The organism is Streptomyces sp. NPDC055632 (assembly GCF_053618675.1).
Window position 1 is genome coordinate 199,506 of the sequence record NZ_JBSHHY010000007.1, and the last position, 20,627, is coordinate 220,132.

The following is a 20,627-nucleotide window of genomic DNA, read 5'->3' on the forward strand; positions in this document are numbered from 1 at the left end:
GCCGGAGCACCCGGCCGCCCCGCGGGCATGTGGGGACGCGGACGAGCGGTGGGGGTGGGGGCGGCATGGCCTTCTGGGACAACCTGTTCACGGGGAGGGCGGCGCAGTTCGACTCGGGCAACGCCGTGTCGAACGCGATCGACCTGACGAAACGGCGCCCGTCCGTCTCGCTCACCAAGCAGGGGGCCGCCACCGGCAACCTCCGGGTGAACCTCTCCTGGCGGATGCGGACCTCCGACATCGAGGGCCGCTCCCGCCAGAGCGGCCGGCTGCTGCGCAACCCCGCCCAGTTCTTCAAGCCCGAGGTCGTCCAGGCGCACACCCAGGGCATGGTCAACGTCGACCTCGACCTGGGCTGCCTCTACGAGCTGGCCGACGGCTCCAAGGGCGTGGTGCAGCCGCTGGGCAACTTCTTCGGCGACCTGAACGCGGCCCCGTACGTGAAGCTGAGCGGGGACGACCGCTTCGGCGGCTCCTCCGGGGAAACGATCTTCGTCAATCTGGACCAGCGCGACGCGATCAAACGGCTGCTGTTCTTCGTCTACATCTACGACCAGACGCCGGCCTTCGACCGCACCCACGCCAAGGTCACGCTCTACCCGAGCAACGGCCCCCGGATCGAGATCGAGCTCGACGAGCGGGCCCCGCAGGCCCGCTCCTGCGCGGTCTTCTCCCTGGAGAACGTCAAGGGCGACCTGACGGTCCGGCGCGAGGTGCGGTTCGTGTACGGCTTCCAGGCGGAGCTGGACCGGCTGTACGGGTGGGGCCTCCAGTGGGGCCGCGGCTACAAGACCAAGACGTGACGGGCGGGCGCCGTGCCCACCGGGACCGTCTCAGGGCCTGACGAACTGGGGACCCATCGGCGGCATCCGGAAGTCCGGGGCCGGGTTCTGCTCGGGAGCGCCCACGGGCTGCGGATAGCCGTACGCAGGGGCCGGGACGTCCGCCGGCCGCTGCGGGTAGCCGTAGGCGGGCGCCCGGTCCGGCCGGGGCGGCACCGTCGGCTGCGGCGGCACGGGAGGGCGGACCACGGTCGCGTCGAGGCCGGAGGCGCCGGCGGGCGTGCCGTGGGCCGGGGAGCCGGTGGGGGCGCCGTCCGGGTCCCGGGAGGCCTCCGGGGCCCCGGGAAGGCCGTCGTGGCCCTCCTGGGCGCCTTCCTGGGCGTCCTCGTCGACCGAGATGCCGAAGTCGGTGGCGAGGCCGACGAGGCCCGTCGGATAGCCCTGGCCCACCGCGCGGAACTTCCAGCCGTCCCCGCGCCGGTACAGCTCGCCGCAGATGACCGCCGTCTCCTCGCCGGTCTCCGCCGTCACCTCGAACAGGGCCAGCGGCTCGCGCCCGGGCCCGGTGGCGTCGTACAGCAGGATCCGCAGGTCGGAGACGGAGCGGAAGGTGCCGCCGTCGGAGGAGGCCGCGACCACCACCCGGTCGACCGAGGCGTCGAGGTTGCCGAGGTCGGCCTCGACGGTGTCCGTCAGGCCCGAGGCGTCCCGCTTCTTCGGCAGCCGCCGCACGAGCCCCGAGGGGTGGCGCGGCTGGTTGTAGAAGACGAAGTCCTCGTCGGACCGCACGCGCCCGGAGGGCCCGAGCAGCAGGGCCGAGGCGTCCACGTCGGGGACCCCGGGGCCCGGGGTCCAGCGGAGCACGGCCCGTACGGCCGCGGTGTCGAGAGGGACGTTGGAGCCCTTCAGCATCGCGTGCGTCATGACCGCAATCCTGCCCTCCCGGCCGACCCGCGGACAACGCGGGGGCGGTACCGAGACCGGGACGAGACCGACGGACACGGACGGGTTACCTGGATTTCATACGCTGGGGGAACCGGGGATACCCGTACCTACGTACTATTACCGGCCACGTGTCGTCCGGACACAGAGAGGCAGACGGGGTACTCACATGCGTCATTTCGGGCACCTCCCGTCCACGAAGCGGGCCGGGCTGTTCCACCGGGAACCGGCCGAGTTCACGGCCGCGTCGCCCGCGCGCACCCTCGCCACGGCCCTGGGCGCCACGCTCTACAGCCCGGCCACCCGGCCGCGACTCGCCGACGCCGTGCGCAAACAGGCCGCCCGCGGCGTGGTCTCCATGGTGCTCTGCCTGGAGGACTCCATCAGTGACGCCGACGTCGAGGCGGGCGAGGAGAACCTCGTCCGGGAGTTCGCGGACCTCGCCGCCGGCGGCGCGGACGTGCCCCTGCTCTTCATCAGGGTCCGGGAGCCCGGCCAGATCACCGATCTCGTCGAACGCCTCGGCGAAACGATTCACCTGTTGTCCGGATTCGTACTTCCCAAATTCACCGAGAAGCGGGGCCGCGCCTTCCTCGAAGCGCTCGTCGAGGCCGAGCGGACGAGCGGCAGGCGCCTGTACGCCATGCCCGTCCTGGAGTCCCCCGAGCTCCTCCACCTGGAGACCCGGGTCGAGACCCTGGCCGGAATCGCCTCGATCACCGGCGAGCACCGCGACCACGTCCTCGCCCTGCGCCTCGGCGTCACCGACTTCTGCTCCGCCTACGGCCTCCGCCGCTCGCCCGAGATGACCGCGTACGACATCAAGGTCGTCGCCCACGTCATCTCCGACGTCGTCAACGTCCTCGGCCGCGCCGACGGCACCGGCTTCACCATCACCGGACCCGTCTGGGAGTACTTCCGCCCCGGCGAGCGCATGTTCAAGCCCCAGCTGCGCCGCAGCCCCTTCCTGGAGGGCCGCGCCGAGGACCTGCGCACCGCCCTCATCGAGCGCGACCTCGACGGCCTGCTGCGCGAGATCGAGCTCGACCGCGCCAACGGCCTGCTCGGCAAGACCTGCATCCACCCCACCCACGTGGTGCCGGTGCACGCGCTCTCCGTGGTCAGCCACGAGGAGTGGAGCGACGCCCAGGACATCCTGCGGCCCGAGCGGGGCGGCGGCGGGGTGCTCCGCTCCGCGTACACGAACAAGATGAACGAAGTGAAGCCGCACCGCGCGTGGGCCGAACGCATCCTGCTGCGCGCCGAGGTCTTCGGCGTCGCCAAGGAGGACGTCGGCTTCGTGGAGCTGCTCACCGCCGGACTGGCCGGCTGACGAAGGGACGTCGACGACGTGGTGTGGACCGGAACGTGGGTCGCGGAGCGACTGGGCGTCGAACTGATCGGCGACGAGGAGCTGCCGGACCTGTTGGGCCTCGCACTGCGCCGCAACCCCAAGCGCGCGCACCTGCTCGTCTCCGGCGTGCTCGGCAAGCACGTGCCCCAGCGCCCCTCGGTGGTGTACGGCGCCGGCCTCGACCTCGGCCGGCGCGTGCGGGCGCTCCTCGGCGACGAGGAGGCCGCCCGCGCCGTCGTCCTCGGCTACGCGGAGACCGCCACCGCCCTGGGCCACGCCGTCGCCGACGGCCTCGCCCTCGCCCCGTACCTCCACTCCACCCGGCGGCCGGTGCCCGGCGTCGCCCGCGCGGGCGGCTTCGAGGAGTCCCACTCCCACGCCACCTCGCACCTGCTGCTCCCCGAGGACCCCAAGCTGCTCGCGGGCGACGGACCCCTCGTGCTGGTCGACGACGAGTTCTCCACCGGCAACACCGTCCTCAACACGATCAGGGACCTGCACGCGAACTACCCGCGCGAGCGGTACGTCGTCGTCGCCCTCGTCGACATGCGCTCGGCCGCCGACCTCGGCCGCCTGGACGCCTTCGCGGAGGAGATCGGCGCCCGCGTCGACCTGATCGCCCGCGCGGCCGGCACGGTACGCCTCCCGGAAGGGGTCCTGGAGAAGGGCCGGGCGCTGGTGGCGGAGCACGAGACGGCCCCGGAGCCGAAGGCCGCGGCCCCGGCGCCCGGCGCCGTACGGGCCGAGATCGACTGGCCCCGGGGCCTGCCCGACGGCGGGCGGCACGGCTTCACGCCGGAGCACCGGGAGCGCCTGGAGGCGGCCCTGCCGGCCCTGGCCGACCGGGTGGGAGCGGCCCTGGGGGCGGCGTCACGGACCCCCCGGACCCTTCAGGCCCCCCAGGCCCCGGAGACCCCCGAAACCGGCATCGGCACCGGCATAGGCACCGGTACCGCCCCCGGCACGGCCACCGCCCCCGGCACCGATACCGCCCCCGGCGCGGCCACCGCCGCCGGCACCGATACCGCCCCCGGCACCGATACCGCCCCCGGCGCGGCCACCGCCGCCCCCCGCGTCCTCGTCCTCGGCTTCGAGGAGCTGATGTACGCGCCGCTGCGCCTCGGCACCGCCCTGGAGGAGGCCGGGCACGACGTCCGCTACTCCACCACCACCCGCTCGCCCGTCCTCGCCGTCGACGACCCCGGCTACGCGATCCGCACCCGGCTCGTCTTCCCCGCCCACGACGACCCGGCCGACGGCCCCGGCGAGCGCTACGCCTACAACGTGGCGGGCGGGGGCTTCGACGCCGTCGTCCTCGTCGTCGACTCCGCCGCCGACACCCCGGCCCTGCACGCCCCGGACGGCCTCCTGGCCCGGCTCGCGGAACACGTGCCGCACGTGGTCCTCGCGGTGGTCCCCTCGTACGTGCCCGGAACCGCCGGGACCACGCGGACCGTCGAGAACAGCGGAGCCGGCAAAACCACCGTCACCGCCACCGAAGCTCCCGAAAGGAGCTCCATGCTGCCCGAGCCCCTCCGCGGCCCCGCCTTCTCCTCCTACGCACCCGAAGAGGTCGGCTGGCTGCTCCAGGACCTCTCGGACGTCGAACTCGAAGCCCCCACCGAGGAGCGCGAGGAGGCCATCCAGAGCGGCGGCGCCCACTACGCGGAGTCGCTGCCCGTCGAGTACCAGCCCAGCGAGCGCTACCAGGAGCTCTTCCACGCCGCCCTGGAGGGTTCCGCCGCCCGGATCGCCCGCGCGGTCGGCACGGTCACCGAGACCGTCCTCGCCGAGCGCGCCGGCACCCCCGTGCTCGTCTCGCTCGCCCGCGCCGGCACCCCCGTCGGCGTCCTCATGCGCCGCTGGGCGCGGGCCCGCCACGGCCTCGACCTCCCGCACTACGCCGTCTCGATCGTGCGCGGCCGGGGCATCGACGCCAACGCACTGCGCTGGCTCGCCGCCCACCACGACCCCGCCGACGTCGTCTTCGTCGACGGCTGGACGGGCAAGGGCGCCATCACCCGCGAACTCGCCGAAGCCATAGGGGAGTTCGAGGAGTTCGACGGGTTCGACCCGGACATCGCGGTCCTCGCGGACCCCGGCTCCTGCGTCCGCACCTACGGCACGCGCGAGGACTTCCTCATCCCCTCCGCCTGCCTCAACTCCACGGTCTCCGGCCTGATCTCGCGCACCGTGCTCCGCTCCGACCTGGTCGGGCCGGACGACTTCCACGGGGCCAAGTTCTACCGCGAGCTGGCCGGCTCCGACGTCTCCGGGGTCTTCCTGGACGCCGTCGCCGCCCGCTTCGACGAGGTCGCCGCGACCGTCGACACGGACGTCAAGGAGCTCCTGGCCGCCGACCGCGCCCCCACCTGGGAGGGCTGGGCGGCCGTCGAGCGGATCAGCGAGGAGTACGGCATCCACGACGTCAACCTGGTCAAGCCGGGCGTCGGCGAGACCACCCGCGTCCTGCTCCGCCGCGTCCCCTGGAAGATCCTCGCCAAGCGGGGCGCCGACGCGGACCTCGCGCACGTGCGGCTGCTCGCCGAACAGCGCGGCGTCCCGGTCGAGGAGGTCGACGACCTGCCGTACAGCTGCGTGGGCCTGATCCACCCCAAGTACACCAGGGGCGCGACGGGCGCCGACGGCAAGGCGGTGACGTCCCAGTGAGCACGACGACGGGCACGCCCCGGATCCCGACCCCGGCCCCCACTCCGACTCCGAACCCGGCTCCGGCGCACGCCCCGGCCCCCGCCGAGACCCAGGACCCGACCCCGGCCCCGGTGCGGACCTCGGCGCCGGTCCTGGTCGCCAGCGACCTCGACCGCACCCTCATCTACTCGTCCGCGGCCCTCGCCCTCGGCATGCCCGACGCGCTCGCGCCCCGGCTGCTCTGCGTCGAGGTCCACGAGTCCAGGCCGCTCTCCTACATGACCGAGGAGGCGGCCGCCCTCCTGGCGCGGCTGGCCGACGAGACCGTCTTCGTGCCCACCACGACCCGGACGCGCAAGCAGTACCAGCGCATCCAACTCCCCGGCACCGCGCCGAAGTACGCGATCTGCGCCAACGGCGGGCACATCCTCGTCGACGGCGTCTCCGACCGGGACTGGCACGCCTCCGTCCTCGACCGGCTCGCCGGCGAGTGCGCGCCGCTCGCCGAGGTCCGCGCGTACCTCTCCGCCACCACGGACCAGTCCTGGGTGCGCAAGCACCGGGTCGCCGAGGACCTGTTCACCTACCTGGTCATCGAGCGCGACCTGCTCCCCGAGGGCTGGCTGGAGCTCTTCGGCCACTGGGCGGGGGAGCGCGGCTGGACCGTCTCGCTCCAGGGCCGCAAGGTGTACGCGGTGCCGAAGCCGCTCACCAAGAGCGCGGCCGTCCGCGAGCTCGCCCGCCGCACCGGCGCCGCGCTCACCCTGGCGGCCGGGGACTCCCTGCTCGACGCCGACCTGCTGCTCGCCGCGGACCGGGCCTGGCGCCCGGGCCACGGCGAACTGGCCGACAGCGACTGGACCGCCCCCCACCTCGACGTCCTCGCGGAACGCGGGGTCGCGGCGGGGGAGGAGATCCTGCGCCGCTTCAGGGCGGCGGCAGCGGGCTGACGCCCCCGGTCCCGGATTCAGCCGCAGCAACCCCCACCACAGCAACCGCCGCCGCCACCGCCACTCTGCGCGGGGGCGGCGGTGCCGCTTCCGCCGACGGCCACGGCCGAGAGCAGCTTCACGGTGTCGTCGTGCCCGGCGGGGCAGGCGGCCGGGTCGGAGGACTCGGCCATGGGCCGACTGAGCTCGAAGGTGTCGCCGCAGGTGCGGCAGCGGTATTCGTAACGAGGCATGGGGACAGGTTAGAGGCTGCCCGGCGAACCGTCCGGCCGTCCGGCGGACCGCCCCGCCGGTCGGAGCGGCCGCCCGCCCCGCCGGCCGGACCGGTCAGTGACCGGCGCCGCCGCCCCGCTCCTCCCGGATCTGCCCGACGACCCGGGCGGCGGTGGCGCGGACGTCCTCCAGCTCGGTCAGGAAGTGCCAGTAGTCGGGGTGGCGGCCCTCCAGGGAGGCGACCGCCCGGTCGACGCGCGCGACGGCCTGGTCGAGGGGCCCGGCGTGCCGGGGATCGGGGGTGGTCCGCCCGTCCATGGCGAGCCGCTGGGCGTCCCGCACGGCGAACCGGGCGCGGTCGACCTCGGCGTTCGGGTCCTTGGCGACGGCCTCCAGACGGCGCAGCCGGTCGCCGGCGGCCGAGACGGCCTCGTCGGTCGAGTCGAGGAGGGCGCGGACGGTGGAGAGCAGCGAGGTCGCGTCGGGCCAGCGCTGCTCGGCCCGCGCCTTCCCGGCCTCGCCGAGCCGCTCCCCGGCCTGCGCGAGGCTCGCCGCGGCCTGCTCGGGCACGTGCTGGAGGTCCTGCCAGCAGTCGAGCGAGAACCGCCGCCGCAACTCGGACAGGACGGGCTCGACGCCTTCGGCGCGGGTGGTCAGCGCCTCGGTGCGGGTGCGGAGGGAGACGAGCCGCCGGTCGATCTCGGCGGCGCGCTCGGGCAGCCGCTCGGCCTCGGCCCGTACGGCCTCGGCGTCCCGCAGCACCCGGTCGGCCCGCTGGAGGGTCTCGGAGACGCCGTGCCGGCCCGCGCCCTCGTTGAGCCGGGTCAGCTCGGGCCCGAGCCGGGCGAGCCGCAGCGCGAGGTCGTCGGCGCGCAGCCCGCTCTCCCGGACGGCGTCGAGGGCGTCGCTCGCGCCGCGCAGGGCCTGCCGGGCGCGCTCGACGGCGGGCGCCAGCCGGGCGAGCTGGGTCTCGGCCCGCCCGAGGAGCGGGGCGAGCCCGGCCTCGAAGCGGTCGAGCTCGCCCTTCACCCCGTCCAGCTGCTCCTTGGCGCGGGTGAGTTCGGCGCGGGCCCGGGAGGCGGTGGCGGCGTCCAGCTCGTCGCGGTCGAGGTCGTGGGCGTCGACGGCGGTGATGTACGCGTGGCTGACCTGGTCGATGCGGCGCCCGAGCGCCTCGAAGCCCTCGACGGTGCGGAGCGCCTCGGGCGAGCTGTCGACGGCGGTGATGGTCTCTATCGAGATGCGCAGCCCGCGCTGGGCGGTGTCGAGCTCGTAGAACGCGGCCGCGGCGGCGTCCTTGGCGGCCTGCGCCTCGGCCCGCTGCCCCTCGCCCCGCCCGCCGAACCAGCGGCGGGTGCCGCCCCCGGCGAAGGCCCCCGGCAGCATCGCTCCCGCCACCAGGGGCAGCAGGAGCGCCAGCCGGAACGCGGAAGGAATCCCGGGCGCCGACGCGCTCCTCGTATCGCTCGCCGCCACGTGCCTCTCCCCGTGCTGTGTCCGCCGTGCCCGGTCCGGATCCATTCTCCCACCCGGTAGGGACGAACACACGGGCCGGTCAGTTCACCGTACGGACGGTGACGTCGCCGTTGTCGCTGCGAACGCTCACGTTGTTCCCGCTGCTGTCCCGCCGGGGGACGTCGAGCCGGACGTCCCCGTTCCCGCTGCTCCCGGAGAGGGCGTACTCGGCCTTCGGCACCTCCACGGTGATGCCGCCGTTGTCGGTGACGACGTCGACCTTCCGGGGTACGGCTCCGAGGGTGAGCCGGACGTCCCCGTTGGCGGTCCGTACGGCCAGGTCGGTCGACGTGGTGCCGGAGTCGACGACCACGCCCCCGTTCTCGGTGCCGAGGTCGAGCGCCCCGCCGGCCTTGCGCACCCGCACGTCCCCGTTGTCGGTCCGCACCTTCAGGGGGGTGGCGAACCCCTCGGTCGTCACGTCGCCGTTGTCGTTCTCGACGGTGACGGCGACCTTCCGGGGCACCTGGATCCGGTGCACGGACTGGCAGTCGGAGGCGACCGCGTCGCACTCGACCCGCAGCGTCAGCCGCCCGTCGACCAGCTTCCAGCTGGCGTCCGGCCCGGACCCCATGAACACCCACCCGTCGACCTGCCGCTCGACCCGCACGTCGTCGACGTCGGCGGGGGTGATCACCAGCCGTGAGTTGTCGGAGTCGACGGTGAGGGCCTCCCCCGAGAAGGCGAAGTTCTTCTTCTCCACCGGCGCCCCCTCGGCGTCGGCCGTCCCACACCCGCCCACTCCGAACGCGAGGGCGAGAACCCCACCGGAAGCGACCAGCACACGAACCCGACGACCCACGACCACGAAGACCAACCCCCAGAAGACCAAGACGACCCCTCGAACCTACGCCCCGACCACCCTCCGCCACGATCGGGCGACCCACCGTCCCCGGGGTGGGGCTACCCCCCCCGGCCCATCGGTTTGCGGCACCCACCCACAGGCCATGTAGGCTGTTGCCTCTTCCACGGGTGCGTAGCTCAGGGGTAGAGCGCTGCTCTTACAAAGCAGATGTCGGCGGTTCGAAACCGTCCGCGCCCACCAGTGCAGAGGCCCCCGGTCGATCATGACCGGGGGCTTCTGGTGCAACCGGTGGTAGACGGCGGTGACGGGCCGGCCACGGGGAGGGCCCGGGAGCGTGCAGGTCAGCGAGCCGTGTCTTGGGTGGCACGGTCGGCCGTGTCCCTGCCGCAGAGTGCTCGATGGTAGCGAAGGTGTGCTTCGTCGAGCCGGTGGGCGGGGTGCTCGCGGAGCCGGCCGACGGGGTTGTCGTCCGCGGTCGAGCGAACGGTGCCTTCGGCATCGATGTAGATCGCCAGCGTGTCGAACTGGACGTGGTGATTCGGACACAGGACCAGCAGATTGGGCTGTTCGTCGGGACCGTCGTGAGGGCGGCCGAGGCCACGGATGTGGGCTGCTTCGCTGTAAGTGCCGAATCGGGTCGACAACTGGAGGTCGCAGACCTGGCAGCAGTTGTCGTGCAGCTTCTTCACCCTGGCCGTCAGAGCGGTGTCGCGGACGATGCGGGAGGAGGAGAACGTGCGCCGTGCGGCGGGACCGGTTTCCCCTGCCTGCTCCTCTGCGGGATCCTCGACGCCGCCGGCGCTCTCGTAACCGGCCAGTCCCAGTCGTTCCATCAGCGCATGCTGGTCGACGTCTGCCAGGTAGTTCTCCCGCAGGACAGCCACTGCCTGGGACCGCACGAAGGGATCTTCCAACAACCGTGCGGCCTGCTCGGTCACTCCTCCTTCGGGATTGATCCTGTCGAACGCGGCAGCATGGCTCGCGGCAGCCAGCTCGGGCGGGAGGCCGTGAACGTCCCACAGTCGACTCGTCTGCAGGTGCACGAACGGGTACTCGGGGGTGACGGAGGATTCGGGGAGACCGAACTCGGCCAGCAGGCCGCCCACTTCGTCGCGGAACTCCCGCCAAGGTGCAAGGTGGGGCTTGCCCGCTGCCACTCGGGAGATACCCCACAGCAGGGCCAACGGCTTGTGCCTGCTCGGCCGACCGTTTCTCTTGTGGACCCGGAGGCTCCTCAATCTGTCCATGAGCACGCTCACCATGAGCTCGGCGGACGACTCGGTCGGTGTACGGGGCGCCGAACCGGAGTCGCTCGGCCGGTGCGGCACGGGAAGCGGCGGCGAGGGATCACGGCTGCTTTCGATCGAATGTCGAACCGGCTTCCGGTCTTCGGAAGGTCGAAGGGCCCGGCCCCGAAGCTCGGGTATCGCGACATGCCCCTGCTCCACCCACCGGCGCCAGGAACGGGGAGCGAGTTCGAGCGTGTCGGCGGCTGTGAGCTCGGAGTTGCCCCGAGCCTCGATCCAGGCCCAGTCGACCTGATCGTCCTCTGCGCTCAGATCCAGGACGGACAGCTCGTAGCGATAGTTGGGGAAGGGAATTCCCTCTGCCCGTTGCTCGATCTGCTCGGCGCGGTCCATCACCGCCACGCCACAGAATTCGACGTATCCCTTGGGTGTCTTGTTGCGCGTGACCGCGGCGAACACCAGAAGCGGCACGGCCTGAGCACGCTGCTCCGCGGTGAGCCCCCGATGTTCCGCCAGTGCTTCCAGCAATACCGCATTGCCCTGTGTGGTCCCCACCGGCACCGTGTGGTCGACCCGGTGGTCTCCGTAATAGTGGATTCGACCGTTTTCCAGGTCGAACACGTCGTGCCAGGGAGTTTCAGCCGTTCCGGCCTTCCACGGACTGGAGCGGATCAGGATGCACGGACGGCGTGGTCCGCTGAACGCCTTGACCTTGGCCGTCGGATTGATGCCCTTGCTGAGCTGAACCTGGGCAAGCCTCTCGGAGGCGGTGACATGGTGGATGTTCGGGTAGCCGTCGATGAGCGCTACCTCGGGATCCTTGTTTCGGGCGGATCGAAACACGCTACCGACACGCAACAGGCTTCCCATCGGACCTCCCCGTCATGACACCGCTCCGTTTCCCCGATCTTGCCAGGTGCAGGTCTCGGCTTCTCCGCCACGTGGGGTGGAGCTCGTACTGCACGCCGTCTCGACTCCCTGCTTCTCTTTCCGAGAGGGAGCGCGGGTCAGAACGCGCGGGCGAAGACGCGGGCGCCGTTGTGGAAGGTGATGGTCAGGCCCGACTGGGAGGCCGCTTCCGGTTGGGTGGACCAGCGTTCGACGGCCGAGATCTCCGGGGAGGCGGCCTGGGCGAGGGCGGCGGCGAGCCAGGCCTCGGGGGAGTCGGTCTTCCGGGGCGGTTCTCCGGTGGGGACCGGGGTGCCCGCGACCGGTTCGTCGAGGAAGCCCTCGTGCTTGGCGCCCTCGGGCAGCTGGCCGGTGAACTGCCACCGGGTCTCGGTCGTGCCCACCGTGACGACCACGCCGAAGGGGTGCTTGGTGTCGCCGGACTCGGCGAGGGTCTGCACGCGGTCGGCCGTCGGGCTGTTCTTCGCGATGTCGACGACGAGTTCGCTGAATCGCTGGGGACGCATGCCTCTGCGTTTCCTTTCTCCGTGTTTCCTTTCTCGGTCGTCCTTCCATCCTAGGGATCACAGGGAAAAGGGTGAGGTGAGCAGGGGAAAGCCCCGGACCGTGATCGGTCCGGGGCCTTTCGTGTTCGAGGTCGGCCGTTCGGCGTCAGGCCTTGATCACTTCCACCTTCTTGTCGCCCGCCGTCGCCTCGACGACCCACTTGACCGTCCCGGTCTCGCGGTCGCCGGCCGTGGCGGCGCCGACGGCGCCGTGGCCCGCGAGGGCGACGAGGGCGGCGGCGAGGACGCCGAGGGCGATGGCGGCCCTGGTGGAGGTGGTGGTGGTCGGGTGTGCGGTGCGGGCCTGTGCCATGGGGGCTCCCTCAAGTGCCTTTGACGTGCGGTCGGTTGCTTCGTGGCGAACGTACCCCGTGGGGAAGCCGGGGGGAACGGGTGAAGAGTTGACGCAGGTCCAGGAGCGCGGGTGTACTCCCCGCATGGCTGAGGTGGGGGACGCGCCCGAACAGGGTGCGCAGAGCGGCGAGATGACGCCGCAGCGGTACATCGAGACGCGGATCGAGCAGTACCAGGGGTGGTACGACGCCAAGGCGACCCACATGAAGGCGATGCACCTGCGGATGCGGACCGTGTCCGTCGTCGGCGGGGCCCTCGTGCCGGTCTTCGTGAACCTGGAACTGGGCTTCGCGCGGGTCACGGCCACCGTCCTGAGCGTGGTCGTCGTCGCCGCGGTGTCGCTGGAGAGCGTCTACCGGTACCGGGAGCAGTGGAAGAACTACCGCTCGACCGAGCAGCTCCTCGGGCACGAGCGCGTCTACTTCGAGACGAAGGTGGGGCCCTACCGCGGCCTTTCGAAGCGGGAGGCGTTCGCCGTGCTGGTCGCCCGGGTCGAGAAGGCCATCGCCAACGAGAACTCGGCCACCCTGAACGTCATGACGCTCGGCGGACAGGTCAACTCCGACGTGCAGCAGGGCGTTCCCGCCGCCCGCACCGAAAGCGTCCTCGTGGAGAGCGTCCGGGCCGAGAGCGTGAAGGTGGAGAGGTCCCGGGGCGGCGGTGAGCCCGGAGAAGGCCGGGCCGGCGGTGATGCCGGGGAGGGATCGGGCCGGGAGTGAATTCCGAGGAGGGGCCGGGAGTGATTCCGGGGCGGGCGACGGGCATCAGGGGCGGGTCCGCGGCCCCGGGGCCGTTCTCCGGAGCCCGCCCCCGCTCAGGCGCGGTGCCGCCTCAGCACCACGTGTAGTCCACCCGCGTCGAGTTGTACGAGCAGGTGTCGGCGCTCGTGCCGTTCGACCTGCGCAGCGTCGCCGTGTCGCGGTCGTTGTTCCAGACGTACGCCCCGCGGTTCTGGTACACGTTCGCGGCGGTGTTCGTGCCGCGGCCCGTGCGGACCGTCACGATCTTGCCCTTGCCCAGGACGAAGTTGCCGAAGGTGTACTTGTGGTTGGCCGCGTCCGTGAGCGTCCAGCCGCGCAGGTTGACCGCCGCGTTGGTCGTGTTGCGTATCTGCACGTACTCGCCGTTGAGGCTGGCGGTGGACCGGTTGTCCGTGCCGGGGCTGTCGTACCAGATCTTGTAGAGGTGGACCGAGCCGGCGGCCTGGGCCTGCGTGGGCAGCAGGAGGACGCCGGAGACGGCCGCCGCGGTCACGGCCGCGAGCGTGCGTGCACGAAGCATGGATGTCCCTCGATTTCTGCCGGATCCCCGCCGTTGGGGTCCGGCGATCACACAGAATACGCAGCTCCTTCACGACTTCTCCGCACTTCGCGGAAAGTGGGGCCGGGGCGGACGGGGCGGCCGGGTCGAGGTGTTCGCGGGGAGGGTGTGTGGCGCGGGGCCGTCCGTGGGGGCCGCGCGCGAGGCCTTACGCGTCGAAGTCGTACTCCAGCACGTACGACGACGAGTCCAGCGTCATCTCGTTCAGCTCCACCGCCACCCCCGCCTCCGTGAAGGCCGTGCGGTCGATGAGGACCACCGGCGTCCCGAGCTCCAGGGCCAGACCCTCCGACTCCTCCGCCGTCGGCATCCGGGAGCGGATCTCCTCCCGGAAGCGCACCGGCCGCCGGCCCAGCTCGGCCAGGCGCGCGTACGTGCCGCCCGGGCCCGTGTCCCGCTCCGCGATCGGCGTCCCGCGCACCAGGTCGGCCGGGAGGTACGAGACGGAGAGCAGCACCGGCCTGTCGTCCAGGACGAACCGGCGGCTCCGGACGCAGACGGGCGCGCCCGGCGGCAGGTCGAGCGCCTCCGCGATCCGCGCGCCCGCCTCCGCCTCGCCCACCTCGATCCGGTCGACCACCAGGTCCCGGTCCTCCACGTCCGCCGACCAGACCGAACGGCCGCCGCCCCAGTGGTCGCCCGCCAGGCGCGGGATGCCCCGGCGGCGCAGCGGACGGAAGACGCGGACGAACACCCCGGCGCCCTTGCGCGCCTCGGTGAGCCCCTCGGTCCGCAGCACGGAGAGGGCCTGCCGGGCCGTCATCCGCGCCACCTCGTAGGTCGCCATGAGGTCGTTCTCGCCGGGGAGCCGGTCGCCCGGAGCGAAGGCGCCCGACCGGATCGCGTCCCTCAACTCATCAGCGATCCTTTGGTACTTGGGCCGTCGAGCGCTGTCCTGGTCAGTCACGGGTGGACCACTCCCTTCATCTGCGGGACACCCTACGGCGCACCCCTCGACGCGGAAGCACACGTGTACGCCGTCCCGGCCGGTCGATCCATCCATCGGGGGACATCTCTAGAGATACGTTGACAGGGCCGGGTCGCCGCGCTTCCCTGAGTGTCCCCATGCTTCAGGTTCCGGGACGGAGGGGACGCGTGCAGCCACTGCCCGAGGTCGGTGACCTCGTCCGTGACACCGCCACCGGGCGGGTCGGTTTCTATGTGGACAGCGTCTCCGGGCGCTTCCGCATCCGCGCCGTGCACGGCGGCACCGAGTGGGAGGCCGAGCCCGTCGACGTCCAGCTCGCCACGCCCCTGCACGAGCTGCGGGCCCGCACCGCCGAGATCAACGCGCGGAGCAGACGCGGCCTCGGCGGGGTCGGGGTGTAGGGACGCCGGGCCCGGTCGTACGGGCCGGCGTGGTCGTCGCCGGCGCCGTTGTCAGTGGGGCGCGCCACACTGGAGGCATGTGCCGCAGCATCAAGACGCTCCGCCCGCCCGTGCTGCCCGAGGAGGCGACCGAGGACGACATCCGCGCCGCCGCCCTCCAGTACGTCCGCAAGATCTCCGGCTTCCGCGCCCCCGCCGCCCACAACCGCGAGGTCTTCGAGCGGGCCGTGGACGAGATCGCCGGGGCCACCGCGAGACTCCTCGACGGCCTGGAGGTGCGCGGGGCGCACCCGCACCCCGCGGTCAGGAAGCGTGCGCCGGAGCCTCGGCCGGACGCCGTATGAGGTACGCGGCGAGGCCGCCCGCGAGGAAGAGCGCGAGGGTCGACACCCCCGCGCTGAACCAGGTCGCGCCCAGCCACTGACCGCCCAGCCAGCCGAGCCCCACGCTGTACGACGCCCAGACCACGCCCGCGAGCGCCGACCACGGCAGGAACTCCTTGCTCCGCCGCTTCGCCGCGCCCGCGCCCAGCGAGACCACGGAGCGGCCCGCCGGCGCGAAGCGCGCGAGCACCACGAGCAGCCCGCCGCCCCGGGCGAGCGCGGTGCCGAGACGTTCCTGCGCCAGGGAGAGGCGGCGCGAGCGCGCTATCGCCCGGTCCAGCCTGGCCCCGCCCCGGCGCGCCAGCCGGTACGCGAGGAAGTCGCCGAGCACCGAGGCCGTGGCCGCGCAGAGGAGGAGGGGGATCAGCGACGGCACGTCGGGGGAGGAGGCGGTGGCCGTGGCCGCGGTCGCCGCCGTGGCCGCGGTGATGACCAGGAAGCCGCTCGGCAGTACGGGCAGGAAGACGTCGAGCAGGATCGACGTCGCCACCACCGGGTAGATCCATGGACCGGCGGTGAGCGACCGCAGCGAGCCCAGGCTGTCGAGCAGATTCACAGGGGCAGAGCCTACGCGGGACCGGGGGTCCGCCGCCGGTTGGGTGCCGGGCGGGTGCCGGTGGCTCGAGCGGATGTCCAGCGCCGTTGTCCAGCGCCGTTGTCCGGCGCGCGGCCGGGGTGGTGTCGGCGGGGCGGTACAAGGGAGATGCCGGGGCGGTGTTCGGCGCCGGTGTCCGGACGTGCGGGAAACTGAAGGGAATCGTCCGTTCTAAGGTCCGTACCAAACACGCGTCACGTACGGGAAAAGGCCGGAATCCGTGCTGTGGATACCGGCCCCGTCCTGTATGGCGCCGGGACGTGTGGAGTCTCCTGGTCCTGTGCGCCTTCCGGGCCCGTGGAGCGGCGGACCGGTGGATCCGCCGGTCTCCGCGGGCGTCCGTGGGTGTTCTCGGGTGTTCGCGGGTCGGAGTCGGGTCCGTGGCCTGGGTGGGGCCGGGATCCGAGACCGGGGTTCGGGCCGTGGCCGGGCTCTGGCCGTGGCCCGGAGCCGGGATCAGGCCGTGACCGGCGTGCCCTGCTCCTCGCGCTCCTCGGTCCTCTCCTCGCGCGTCGGCGTGTCCGCGCCGTTGCGGGACCCGCTTCCGAAGAGCCGGTCCACGGACAGCGCGCCCGGACCGGTGAAGACGAGCAGCAGGAAGACCCAGCAGAACAGGGCCGAGAGCTCGCCGCCGTTCTGCAGCGGGAAGAGGGCCTCGGGCTGGTGGACCTTGAAGTACGCGTACGCCATCGAGCCCGAGGCCAGGAAGGCGGCGCTGCGCGTGCCGAGGCCGAGCAGGACCAGGGCGCCCGCGACGAGCTGGATCGCCGCCGCGTACCAGCTGGGCCAGGTGCCCGGTTCGACCGTGCCACCGCCCTTGGCCCCGCCGAGCACGCCGAGGAGCGAGGCGGCGCCGTGGCAGGCGAAGAACAGGCCGACGACGATGCGGAAGACGCCGAGCGCGTACGGCTGGGCCCGGTCCAGGCGGGCCGTGAGGCCGGCCGCGCCCGTGGTGCCGGTGGGGGCGCCGGTACCGGTGCCGGTCGCGGCGTCGCTGTCGGCCTTCGCGCCGGCCGCCTCGCCGGACGTGGCCGGGGCGCCGGTATCGCCGGTGTTGCTCATGGGTGGGACTCCTTCGGTCTGGCCTCGTCCGTCGGCGGACGAGGTGGGGGGACGGAACCGATGAGTCCGTAGGTTAGGGTTGCCTCACTAGTACTTGCAAGTTCAACATCGGACCGCCGGGAAGTGTGCGGTCGTGTTCACTTCCCGGCAATCCCGCCGTGACGTTTCTTCAAGCGGTGTGGTGTCAGCAGCCGTTGAGGGCGGACTGGAGGGCGCTCTTCTCGGCGGAGTCGACGCTGAGGTTCCAGTGGTACTTCACGTGCACCCAGGCCCTGACGTACGTGCAGCGGTAGGCCGTCCGCGAGGGCATCCACTTCGCCGGGTCGAGGTCGCCCTTGGCCTGGTTGACGTTGTCCGTGACGGCTATGAGCTGCGGCCGGGTCAGGTCGTTGGCGAAGGACTGGCGCTGGGCGGTGCTCCACGAACTGGCGCCGGAGCGCCAGGCCTCGGCGAGCGGGACCATGTGGTCGATGTCGACGTCGGAGGCGGCGGTCCAGGTGGCGCCGTCGTACTCGGAGTACCAGCTGCCGCTGGTGGCGGCACAGCCGGAGTCCGTGACGACGTTCTTGCCGTCCCGCTTGAGCACGGTCTCGCGCGTGTTGCAGGCGCCGGACTGGGTGATCCAGTGCGGGAAGAGGTCTCGGCTGTAACCCGAGGTGGAACCTTCCGCCTTCACCGTGAGGGCGGCCAGGTAGGTGCGCGCGGTCGCGGCGCTGACCGGGGTGGGCATGGCGGCCTGGGCGGCGGGCGCGGTGGCGAGGAGGCCGGTGACGGTGAGGGTGGCGGAGGTGGCGAGAACGGCGAGTCGACGCGCGTAGACGTTGCGGACGGGCATGTGAACTCCCTTGATGTGGGGGGACCTTGGCGGGTGCCGTCCCCGTGGGGCGCCGGGCGTGCCCGGTCATCGTGGCGGCGCCGGGTTTCCGTACGGGGTGCGCCAGGTAACAGCGTGACGACATGGGCACGTCACATCAAGGGGTGTGCGCGTTCTGGTGGAGCGTCAGATTCCGCTCGGCGGTCGCGGGTTGGGGGGGGCGGAGGGCCCGGTGGTGCGGGGTCGCTGCGCGCGGGGGGCGCTGCGCCGGCGGGGGTGCTGCGCCGACGGGGGTGCTGCGCCGACGGGCGGGGGTTCCGGTCGGCGGCGGGAAGGCCCCGTGAAGCGCGAAGCGCTCGCGCGCGGGCCGGGGGGGGGGGCGCCCGCCGCCGCCGCGGCGGGGGTCCATAACGTGTGGCGCCCCGCGGGGTAGGCCCCCTGGCGGCGCCACCCGGAGGGTGGGTGGGGGGGTTGCCGGCGCCGCGGGGGGGGGTGCGGGGGGGGGGGGTCTTCCCCCGTTCTCCCGCACGCGCGGGCGGCCGGGGCCGGAGCGTCCGGCCGCGCGCGAGCGGGGGTGGAGGTGGGGAGGCGGGGTTACGCCACGGTCGTCAGCGTGATCGTGCCGTCCGCCGCCGCCTCGACCCGCAGGTGGGTGAGGTCGGGCACGTACGTGTCCGGCGCGAAGGCCGCCGCGCGCGGGCCCACGCCCACGACGCGCATGCCGGCCGCGCGGCCCGCCTGGATGCCGGCCTCGGAGTCCTCGAAGACCACGCAGTCCTCCGGCGCGAAGCCCAGCGCTGCCGCGCCCTTCAGGAAGCCCTCCGGGTCCGGCTTGCTGGCCCCGACGTCCTCGGCCGTGACCCGGGTCTCCGGCACGCGCAGCGCGGCCGCCCCCATGCGCGCCTGGGCGAGGGCCTCGTCCGCCGAGGTCACCAGGGCGTGCGGCAGGTCCGTGATCGCGGCCATGAAGGCGGGGGCGCCGGGGACGGGCACGACCCCGTCGAGGTCGGCGGTCTCCTCGGCGAGCATGACCCGGTTGTCGGCGTGGTTCTGCTCCATCGGGCGGTCCGGGAGGAGCACGGCCATCGTCGCGTACCCCTGGCGGCCGTGGACCACCTGGAGCACGGCGTCCCCGTCCAGGCCCTGCCGCTCGGCCCAGCGGCGCCAGCAGCGCTCGACGACGGCGTCCGAGTTGACGAGGGTGCCGTCCATGTCGAGGAGGAGGGCGCGGGCGGTGAGCGTTGCCGGGGTGGTGGCAGGCATCGGATCTCCAGAAGGGGTGGTGCGGAGAACAAGGCGGACCCGCCCACCGGTCAGGGAGTGCGGGCGGGGCCACTTTGTTCTTCAACGATACAAAACAGGGGGCGGTCTTGGCCAACCGGCCCGCCCCCCGTCCGCATCCTGGGACCGCCGCCGCCGCCGCTGTTGCCGCCGCCCGTGCGGGTCCGGACCCGCACGGCCCCGGACACGTACCGCACGGCCCCGGCCCCGTACCGCCCGGCGCCCCGTACCGCCCGGCCCCGCCCCTCCCGCTCAGTTCCCCGGCTGCTCCTGCTCCAGGACCGCGCGCGTGCTCGGCCCGTACACGCCCAGCGGGTCCCCCTGGATCGACCGCCAGCGCTGGAACTCCCGCACGGCCTCCCGGACCTTGTTGCCGTAGCGGCCGTCGACGGGGCCGAAGTAGACCCAGGCGGCCCGCAGCCGCCACTGGAGGTCCTCCACCTCGGGCCCCTGGTCGCCGTAGCGGAGGGTGGTGACCTCCGGCTCGGGCTCCTCCGTCCTCTCCGGGGTCCGGGAGGGCCGCGCGGTCGCCGTCGTCGGCGCGGTCGTCGGCGTCGCCGAGGCCGTCACCGAGGGAGGGACGGCCGGACCGGTCGACGCGCCGGGGCTCGCGGAGGCGTCGGAGGCCGAAGCGGAGGGCGTGGTCGTCGCGGAGGGGGAGGGCGACGCGGACGTCCGGCGCGGCGTCGGGGACGACGACGTCGGCTCCGGGCTCCCCGAGGAGGGGGACGGCTCCTCCGGCACGGCCAGGTTCAGGTCCGCGCTCGTCGTCACCTCGGGCACGGCCGCCCGGTCCTCCGTCTCGCCCGCACCGGCGAGGGCCACCGCCAGGGCCGCGGTGCCCGCCACGGCGACGGCGGCCACCACCGCGATCGCCGCGCCGCGCCTGCGGCCCCGCGGCCGGCTCTCGCCGGGCGGGGGCGGCACCTCGCCGGGCCCGCGCAGCAGCAGCGGCATCGTCTCGGAGGGGTCGGCCCCGGCGTCCGTCCCGTACGGGCCCGTCCCGTACGGGTGGCCCTCCGGAGCGTCCGGGCGGATCGCCGCCAGCCGGGCGGTCGGCGGGTCCGCGTCGGCGCCCCCCGCGCCGTACGCCCCCGTCCCCGCCCCGTGCGGGCCCGCTTCACTTCCGTACGCGCCCGGCCCCGCGCCGTACGCCCCCGCCGCCCCGCCGTAGGCCCCTGCCTCCGCCCCGTACGGGCCCGCTTCCGCCCCGTACGGGCCCGCTTCCGTTCCGCGCGCGCCCGCGTCCACGCCGTGGACGCCCCTTCCCGCGCCGTACGCGTCCGTCCCCGCACCCGAGCCCTCCGGCGCGTCCAGCGTCACGTACGGCCGGATCCGGAGCGGGTCGAAGTCCTCGGCCGCCGCCAGTTCCGCCCGGGCGCAGGCGCAGCCAGGTCTGTGTACACCGCATTCAGGACAGACGTGTCCGGTCATGATGGGTCCCCTCCCCGATACAACTGCGAGCGATTATGCAGCCCACCCCCTTCCGGTGGGGGAACAGACGTGCCCTTCCGCAGGCCATAACCGGACATTCGGATCAGGATGGAGACGCCGAGAAGACGAAGACGCCGAGGA

At 73.2% G+C, this 20,627-nt stretch carries 21 protein-coding genes and 1 tRNA gene; 8 read left to right on the forward strand and 14 right to left on the reverse strand.

What is annotated here, in order from left to right:
• Positions 1 to 65 precede the first annotated feature (65 nt).
• Entirely contained in the window at positions 66 to 803 is a 738-nt protein-coding gene (locus ACWGSR_RS13010; RefSeq protein ID WP_376242218.1) for a TerD family protein, read from the forward strand.
• 30 nt (positions 804 to 833) lie between these two features.
• On the opposite strand, the gene ACWGSR_RS13015 is transcribed toward ACWGSR_RS13010, so the two are convergent.
• A complete protein-coding gene (locus ACWGSR_RS13015) occupies positions 834 to 1,706 on the reverse strand; it encodes a TerD family protein (protein WP_376242216.1) in 873 nt (290 codons plus the stop codon).
• A 187-nt stretch (positions 1,707 to 1,893) separates the two neighbouring features.
• Here ACWGSR_RS13015 and ACWGSR_RS13020 point away from each other — a divergent pair, with 187 nt between their 5' ends.
• From ACWGSR_RS13020 to ACWGSR_RS13030, 3 genes are all read left to right on the forward strand, one after another.
• Complete coding sequence (locus ACWGSR_RS13020) at positions 1,894 to 3,057, forward strand: HpcH/HpaI aldolase/citrate lyase family protein (protein ID WP_453566063.1); 1,164 nt, start codon at positions 1,894 to 1,896, stop codon at positions 3,055 to 3,057.
• 18 nt (positions 3,058 to 3,075) lie between these two features.
• Positions 3,076 to 5,748: a phosphoribosyltransferase gene (locus ACWGSR_RS13025; RefSeq protein ID WP_453566066.1), complete on the forward strand. Its 2,673-nt coding sequence runs from the start codon at positions 3,076 to 3,078 to the stop codon at positions 5,746 to 5,748.
• A 113-nt stretch (positions 5,749 to 5,861) separates the two neighbouring features.
• Positions 5,862 to 6,680 (forward strand): HAD family hydrolase, encoded by an 819-nt coding sequence (locus ACWGSR_RS13030; RefSeq protein ID WP_453566195.1) that lies wholly within the window; start codon positions 5,862 to 5,864, stop codon positions 6,678 to 6,680.
• A gap of 17 nt (positions 6,681 to 6,697) precedes the next feature.
• On the opposite strand, the gene ACWGSR_RS13035 is transcribed toward ACWGSR_RS13030, so the two are convergent.
• From ACWGSR_RS13035 to ACWGSR_RS13045, 3 genes are all read right to left on the reverse strand, one after another.
• Entirely contained in the window at positions 6,698 to 6,913 is a 216-nt protein-coding gene (locus tag ACWGSR_RS13035) for an FmdB family zinc ribbon protein (RefSeq protein WP_376242210.1), read from the reverse strand.
• 94 nt (positions 6,914 to 7,007) lie between these two features.
• Positions 7,008 to 8,279: a coiled-coil domain-containing protein gene (locus ACWGSR_RS13040; RefSeq protein ID WP_376242228.1), complete on the reverse strand. Its 1,272-nt coding sequence runs from the start codon at positions 8,277 to 8,279 to the stop codon at positions 7,008 to 7,010.
• A gap of 169 nt (positions 8,280 to 8,448) precedes the next feature.
• Positions 8,449 to 9,111, reverse strand: coding sequence for a DUF4097 family beta strand repeat-containing protein (locus ACWGSR_RS13045; RefSeq protein ID WP_376242208.1), 663 nt, complete (start codon positions 9,109 to 9,111; stop codon positions 8,449 to 8,451).
• Between the two features lie 267 nt (positions 9,112 to 9,378).
• Between ACWGSR_RS13045 and ACWGSR_RS13050 the strand changes: the two genes are divergently transcribed.
• Positions 9,379 to 9,453: transfer RNA gene (locus tag ACWGSR_RS13050), tRNA-Val, on the forward strand.
• A gap of 101 nt (positions 9,454 to 9,554) precedes the next feature.
• On the opposite strand, the gene ACWGSR_RS13055 is transcribed toward ACWGSR_RS13050, so the two are convergent.
• The 3 genes from ACWGSR_RS13055 to ACWGSR_RS13065 form a co-directional block, all read right to left on the reverse strand.
• On the reverse strand, positions 9,555 to 11,330 hold the full coding sequence (locus ACWGSR_RS13055; protein WP_453566069.1) for an HNH endonuclease: 1,776 nt from the start codon (positions 11,328 to 11,330) through the stop codon (positions 9,555 to 9,557).
• 137 nt (positions 11,331 to 11,467) lie between these two features.
• Positions 11,468 to 11,875 carry a hypothetical protein gene (locus ACWGSR_RS13060; protein WP_453566072.1) on the reverse strand — a complete coding sequence of 136 codons (408 nt, stop codon included), beginning with the start codon at positions 11,873 to 11,875 and terminating at the stop codon, positions 11,468 to 11,470.
• A gap of 145 nt (positions 11,876 to 12,020) precedes the next feature.
• The gene (locus tag ACWGSR_RS13065) at positions 12,021 to 12,227 is read right to left on the reverse strand and encodes a hypothetical protein (protein WP_376242204.1); all 207 of its coding nucleotides are present in this window, start codon (positions 12,225 to 12,227) and stop codon (positions 12,021 to 12,023) included.
• 124 nt (positions 12,228 to 12,351) lie between these two features.
• On the opposite strand from ACWGSR_RS13065, the gene ACWGSR_RS13070 reads away from it, so the two are divergent.
• Positions 12,352 to 12,987, forward strand: coding sequence for a DUF4231 domain-containing protein (locus ACWGSR_RS13070; RefSeq protein WP_453566075.1), 636 nt, complete (start codon positions 12,352 to 12,354; stop codon positions 12,985 to 12,987).
• 112 nt (positions 12,988 to 13,099) lie between these two features.
• Here ACWGSR_RS13070 and ACWGSR_RS13075 read toward each other — a convergent pair whose 3' ends face one another.
• Positions 13,100 to 13,549 (reverse strand): lamin tail domain-containing protein, encoded by a 450-nt coding sequence (locus tag ACWGSR_RS13075; protein ID WP_453566078.1) that lies wholly within the window; start codon positions 13,547 to 13,549, stop codon positions 13,100 to 13,102.
• A gap of 187 nt (positions 13,550 to 13,736) precedes the next feature.
• Positions 13,737 to 14,495 carry a GntR family transcriptional regulator gene (locus ACWGSR_RS13080; RefSeq protein ID WP_376242198.1) on the reverse strand — a complete coding sequence of 253 codons (759 nt, stop codon included), beginning with the start codon at positions 14,493 to 14,495 and terminating at the stop codon, positions 13,737 to 13,739.
• A gap of 188 nt (positions 14,496 to 14,683) precedes the next feature.
• Here ACWGSR_RS13080 and ACWGSR_RS13085 point away from each other — a divergent pair, with 188 nt between their 5' ends.
• Positions 14,684 to 14,917: a hypothetical protein gene (locus tag ACWGSR_RS13085; protein ID WP_030208456.1), complete on the forward strand. Its 234-nt coding sequence runs from the start codon at positions 14,684 to 14,686 to the stop codon at positions 14,915 to 14,917.
• Positions 14,918 to 14,994: 77 nt separating this feature from the next.
• A complete protein-coding gene (locus ACWGSR_RS13090; protein ID WP_366375668.1) occupies positions 14,995 to 15,261 on the forward strand; it encodes a DUF2277 domain-containing protein in 267 nt (88 codons plus the stop codon).
• Here the strand turns inward: ACWGSR_RS13090 and ACWGSR_RS13095 are convergent.
• The 5 genes from ACWGSR_RS13095 to ACWGSR_RS13115 all read right to left on the reverse strand — a co-directional run bounded on the left by ACWGSR_RS13095 (position 15,221) and on the right by ACWGSR_RS13115 (position 20,486).
• On the reverse strand, positions 15,221 to 15,856 hold the full coding sequence (locus ACWGSR_RS13095; protein ID WP_376242195.1) for a DedA family protein: 636 nt from the start codon (positions 15,854 to 15,856) through the stop codon (positions 15,221 to 15,223). The two genes, ACWGSR_RS13090 and ACWGSR_RS13095, sit on opposite strands and share 41 nt — an antisense overlap.
• Positions 15,857 to 16,351: 495 nt before the next feature.
• The gene (locus ACWGSR_RS13100; RefSeq protein WP_453566197.1) at positions 16,352 to 16,819 is read right to left on the reverse strand and encodes a DoxX family protein; all 468 of its coding nucleotides are present in this window, start codon (positions 16,817 to 16,819) and stop codon (positions 16,352 to 16,354) included.
• Positions 16,820 to 17,141: 322 nt separating this feature from the next.
• Positions 17,142 to 17,792, reverse strand: a complete 651-nt coding sequence (locus ACWGSR_RS13105) for an HNH endonuclease family protein (protein ID WP_376242193.1) — start codon at positions 17,790 to 17,792, stop codon at positions 17,142 to 17,144.
• Positions 17,793 to 18,365: 573 nt separating this feature from the next.
• Positions 18,366 to 19,034 (reverse strand): HAD-IA family hydrolase, encoded by a 669-nt coding sequence (locus ACWGSR_RS13110; RefSeq protein WP_453566082.1) that lies wholly within the window; start codon positions 19,032 to 19,034, stop codon positions 18,366 to 18,368.
• A 270-nt stretch (positions 19,035 to 19,304) separates the two neighbouring features.
• Positions 19,305 to 20,486 carry a peptidoglycan-binding domain-containing protein gene (locus tag ACWGSR_RS13115; protein ID WP_453566084.1) on the reverse strand — a complete coding sequence of 394 codons (1,182 nt, stop codon included), beginning with the start codon at positions 20,484 to 20,486 and terminating at the stop codon, positions 19,305 to 19,307.
• Between the last annotated feature and the right edge of the window lie 141 nt (positions 20,487 to 20,627).

Excerpts from the sequence above, each read along its gene's own strand:
- ACWGSR_RS13105 (WP_376242193.1), bottom strand. The coding sequence starts at position 17,792 with ATGCCCGTCCGCAACGTCTACGCGCGTCGACTCGCCGTTCTCGCCACC.
- ACWGSR_RS13010 (WP_376242218.1), top strand. The coding sequence starts at position 66 with ATGGCCTTCTGGGACAACCTGTTCACGGGGAGGGCGGCGCAGTTCGAC.
- ACWGSR_RS13015 (WP_376242216.1), bottom strand. The coding sequence starts at position 1,706 with ATGACGCACGCGATGCTGAAGGGCTCCAACGTCCCTCTCGACACCGCG.
- ACWGSR_RS13040 (WP_376242228.1), bottom strand. The coding sequence starts at position 8,279 with ATGCTGCCGGGGGCCTTCGCCGGGGGCGGCACCCGCCGCTGGTTCGGC.
- ACWGSR_RS13060 (WP_453566072.1), bottom strand. The coding sequence starts at position 11,875 with ATGCGTCCCCAGCGATTCAGCGAACTCGTCGTCGACATCGCGAAGAAC.
- ACWGSR_RS13055 (WP_453566069.1), bottom strand. The coding sequence starts at position 11,330 with ATGGGAAGCCTGTTGCGTGTCGGTAGCGTGTTTCGATCCGCCCGAAAC.
- ACWGSR_RS13065 (WP_376242204.1), bottom strand. The coding sequence starts at position 12,227 with ATGGCACAGGCCCGCACCGCACACCCGACCACCACCACCTCCACCAGG.
- ACWGSR_RS13090 (WP_366375668.1), top strand. The coding sequence starts at position 14,995 with ATGTGCCGCAGCATCAAGACGCTCCGCCCGCCCGTGCTGCCCGAGGAG.
- ACWGSR_RS13035 (WP_376242210.1), bottom strand. The coding sequence starts at position 6,913 with ATGCCTCGTTACGAATACCGCTGCCGCACCTGCGGCGACACCTTCGAG.
- ACWGSR_RS13075 (WP_453566078.1), bottom strand. The coding sequence starts at position 13,549 with ATGCTTCGTGCACGCACGCTCGCGGCCGTGACCGCGGCGGCCGTCTCC.
- ACWGSR_RS13070 (WP_453566075.1), top strand. The coding sequence starts at position 12,352 with ATGGCTGAGGTGGGGGACGCGCCCGAACAGGGTGCGCAGAGCGGCGAG.
- ACWGSR_RS13020 (WP_453566063.1), top strand. The coding sequence starts at position 1,894 with ATGCGTCATTTCGGGCACCTCCCGTCCACGAAGCGGGCCGGGCTGTTC.
- ACWGSR_RS13115 (WP_453566084.1), bottom strand. The coding sequence starts at position 20,486 with ATGACCGGACACGTCTGTCCTGAATGCGGTGTACACAGACCTGGCTGC.
- ACWGSR_RS13110 (WP_453566082.1), bottom strand. The coding sequence starts at position 19,034 with ATGCCTGCCACCACCCCGGCAACGCTCACCGCCCGCGCCCTCCTCCTC.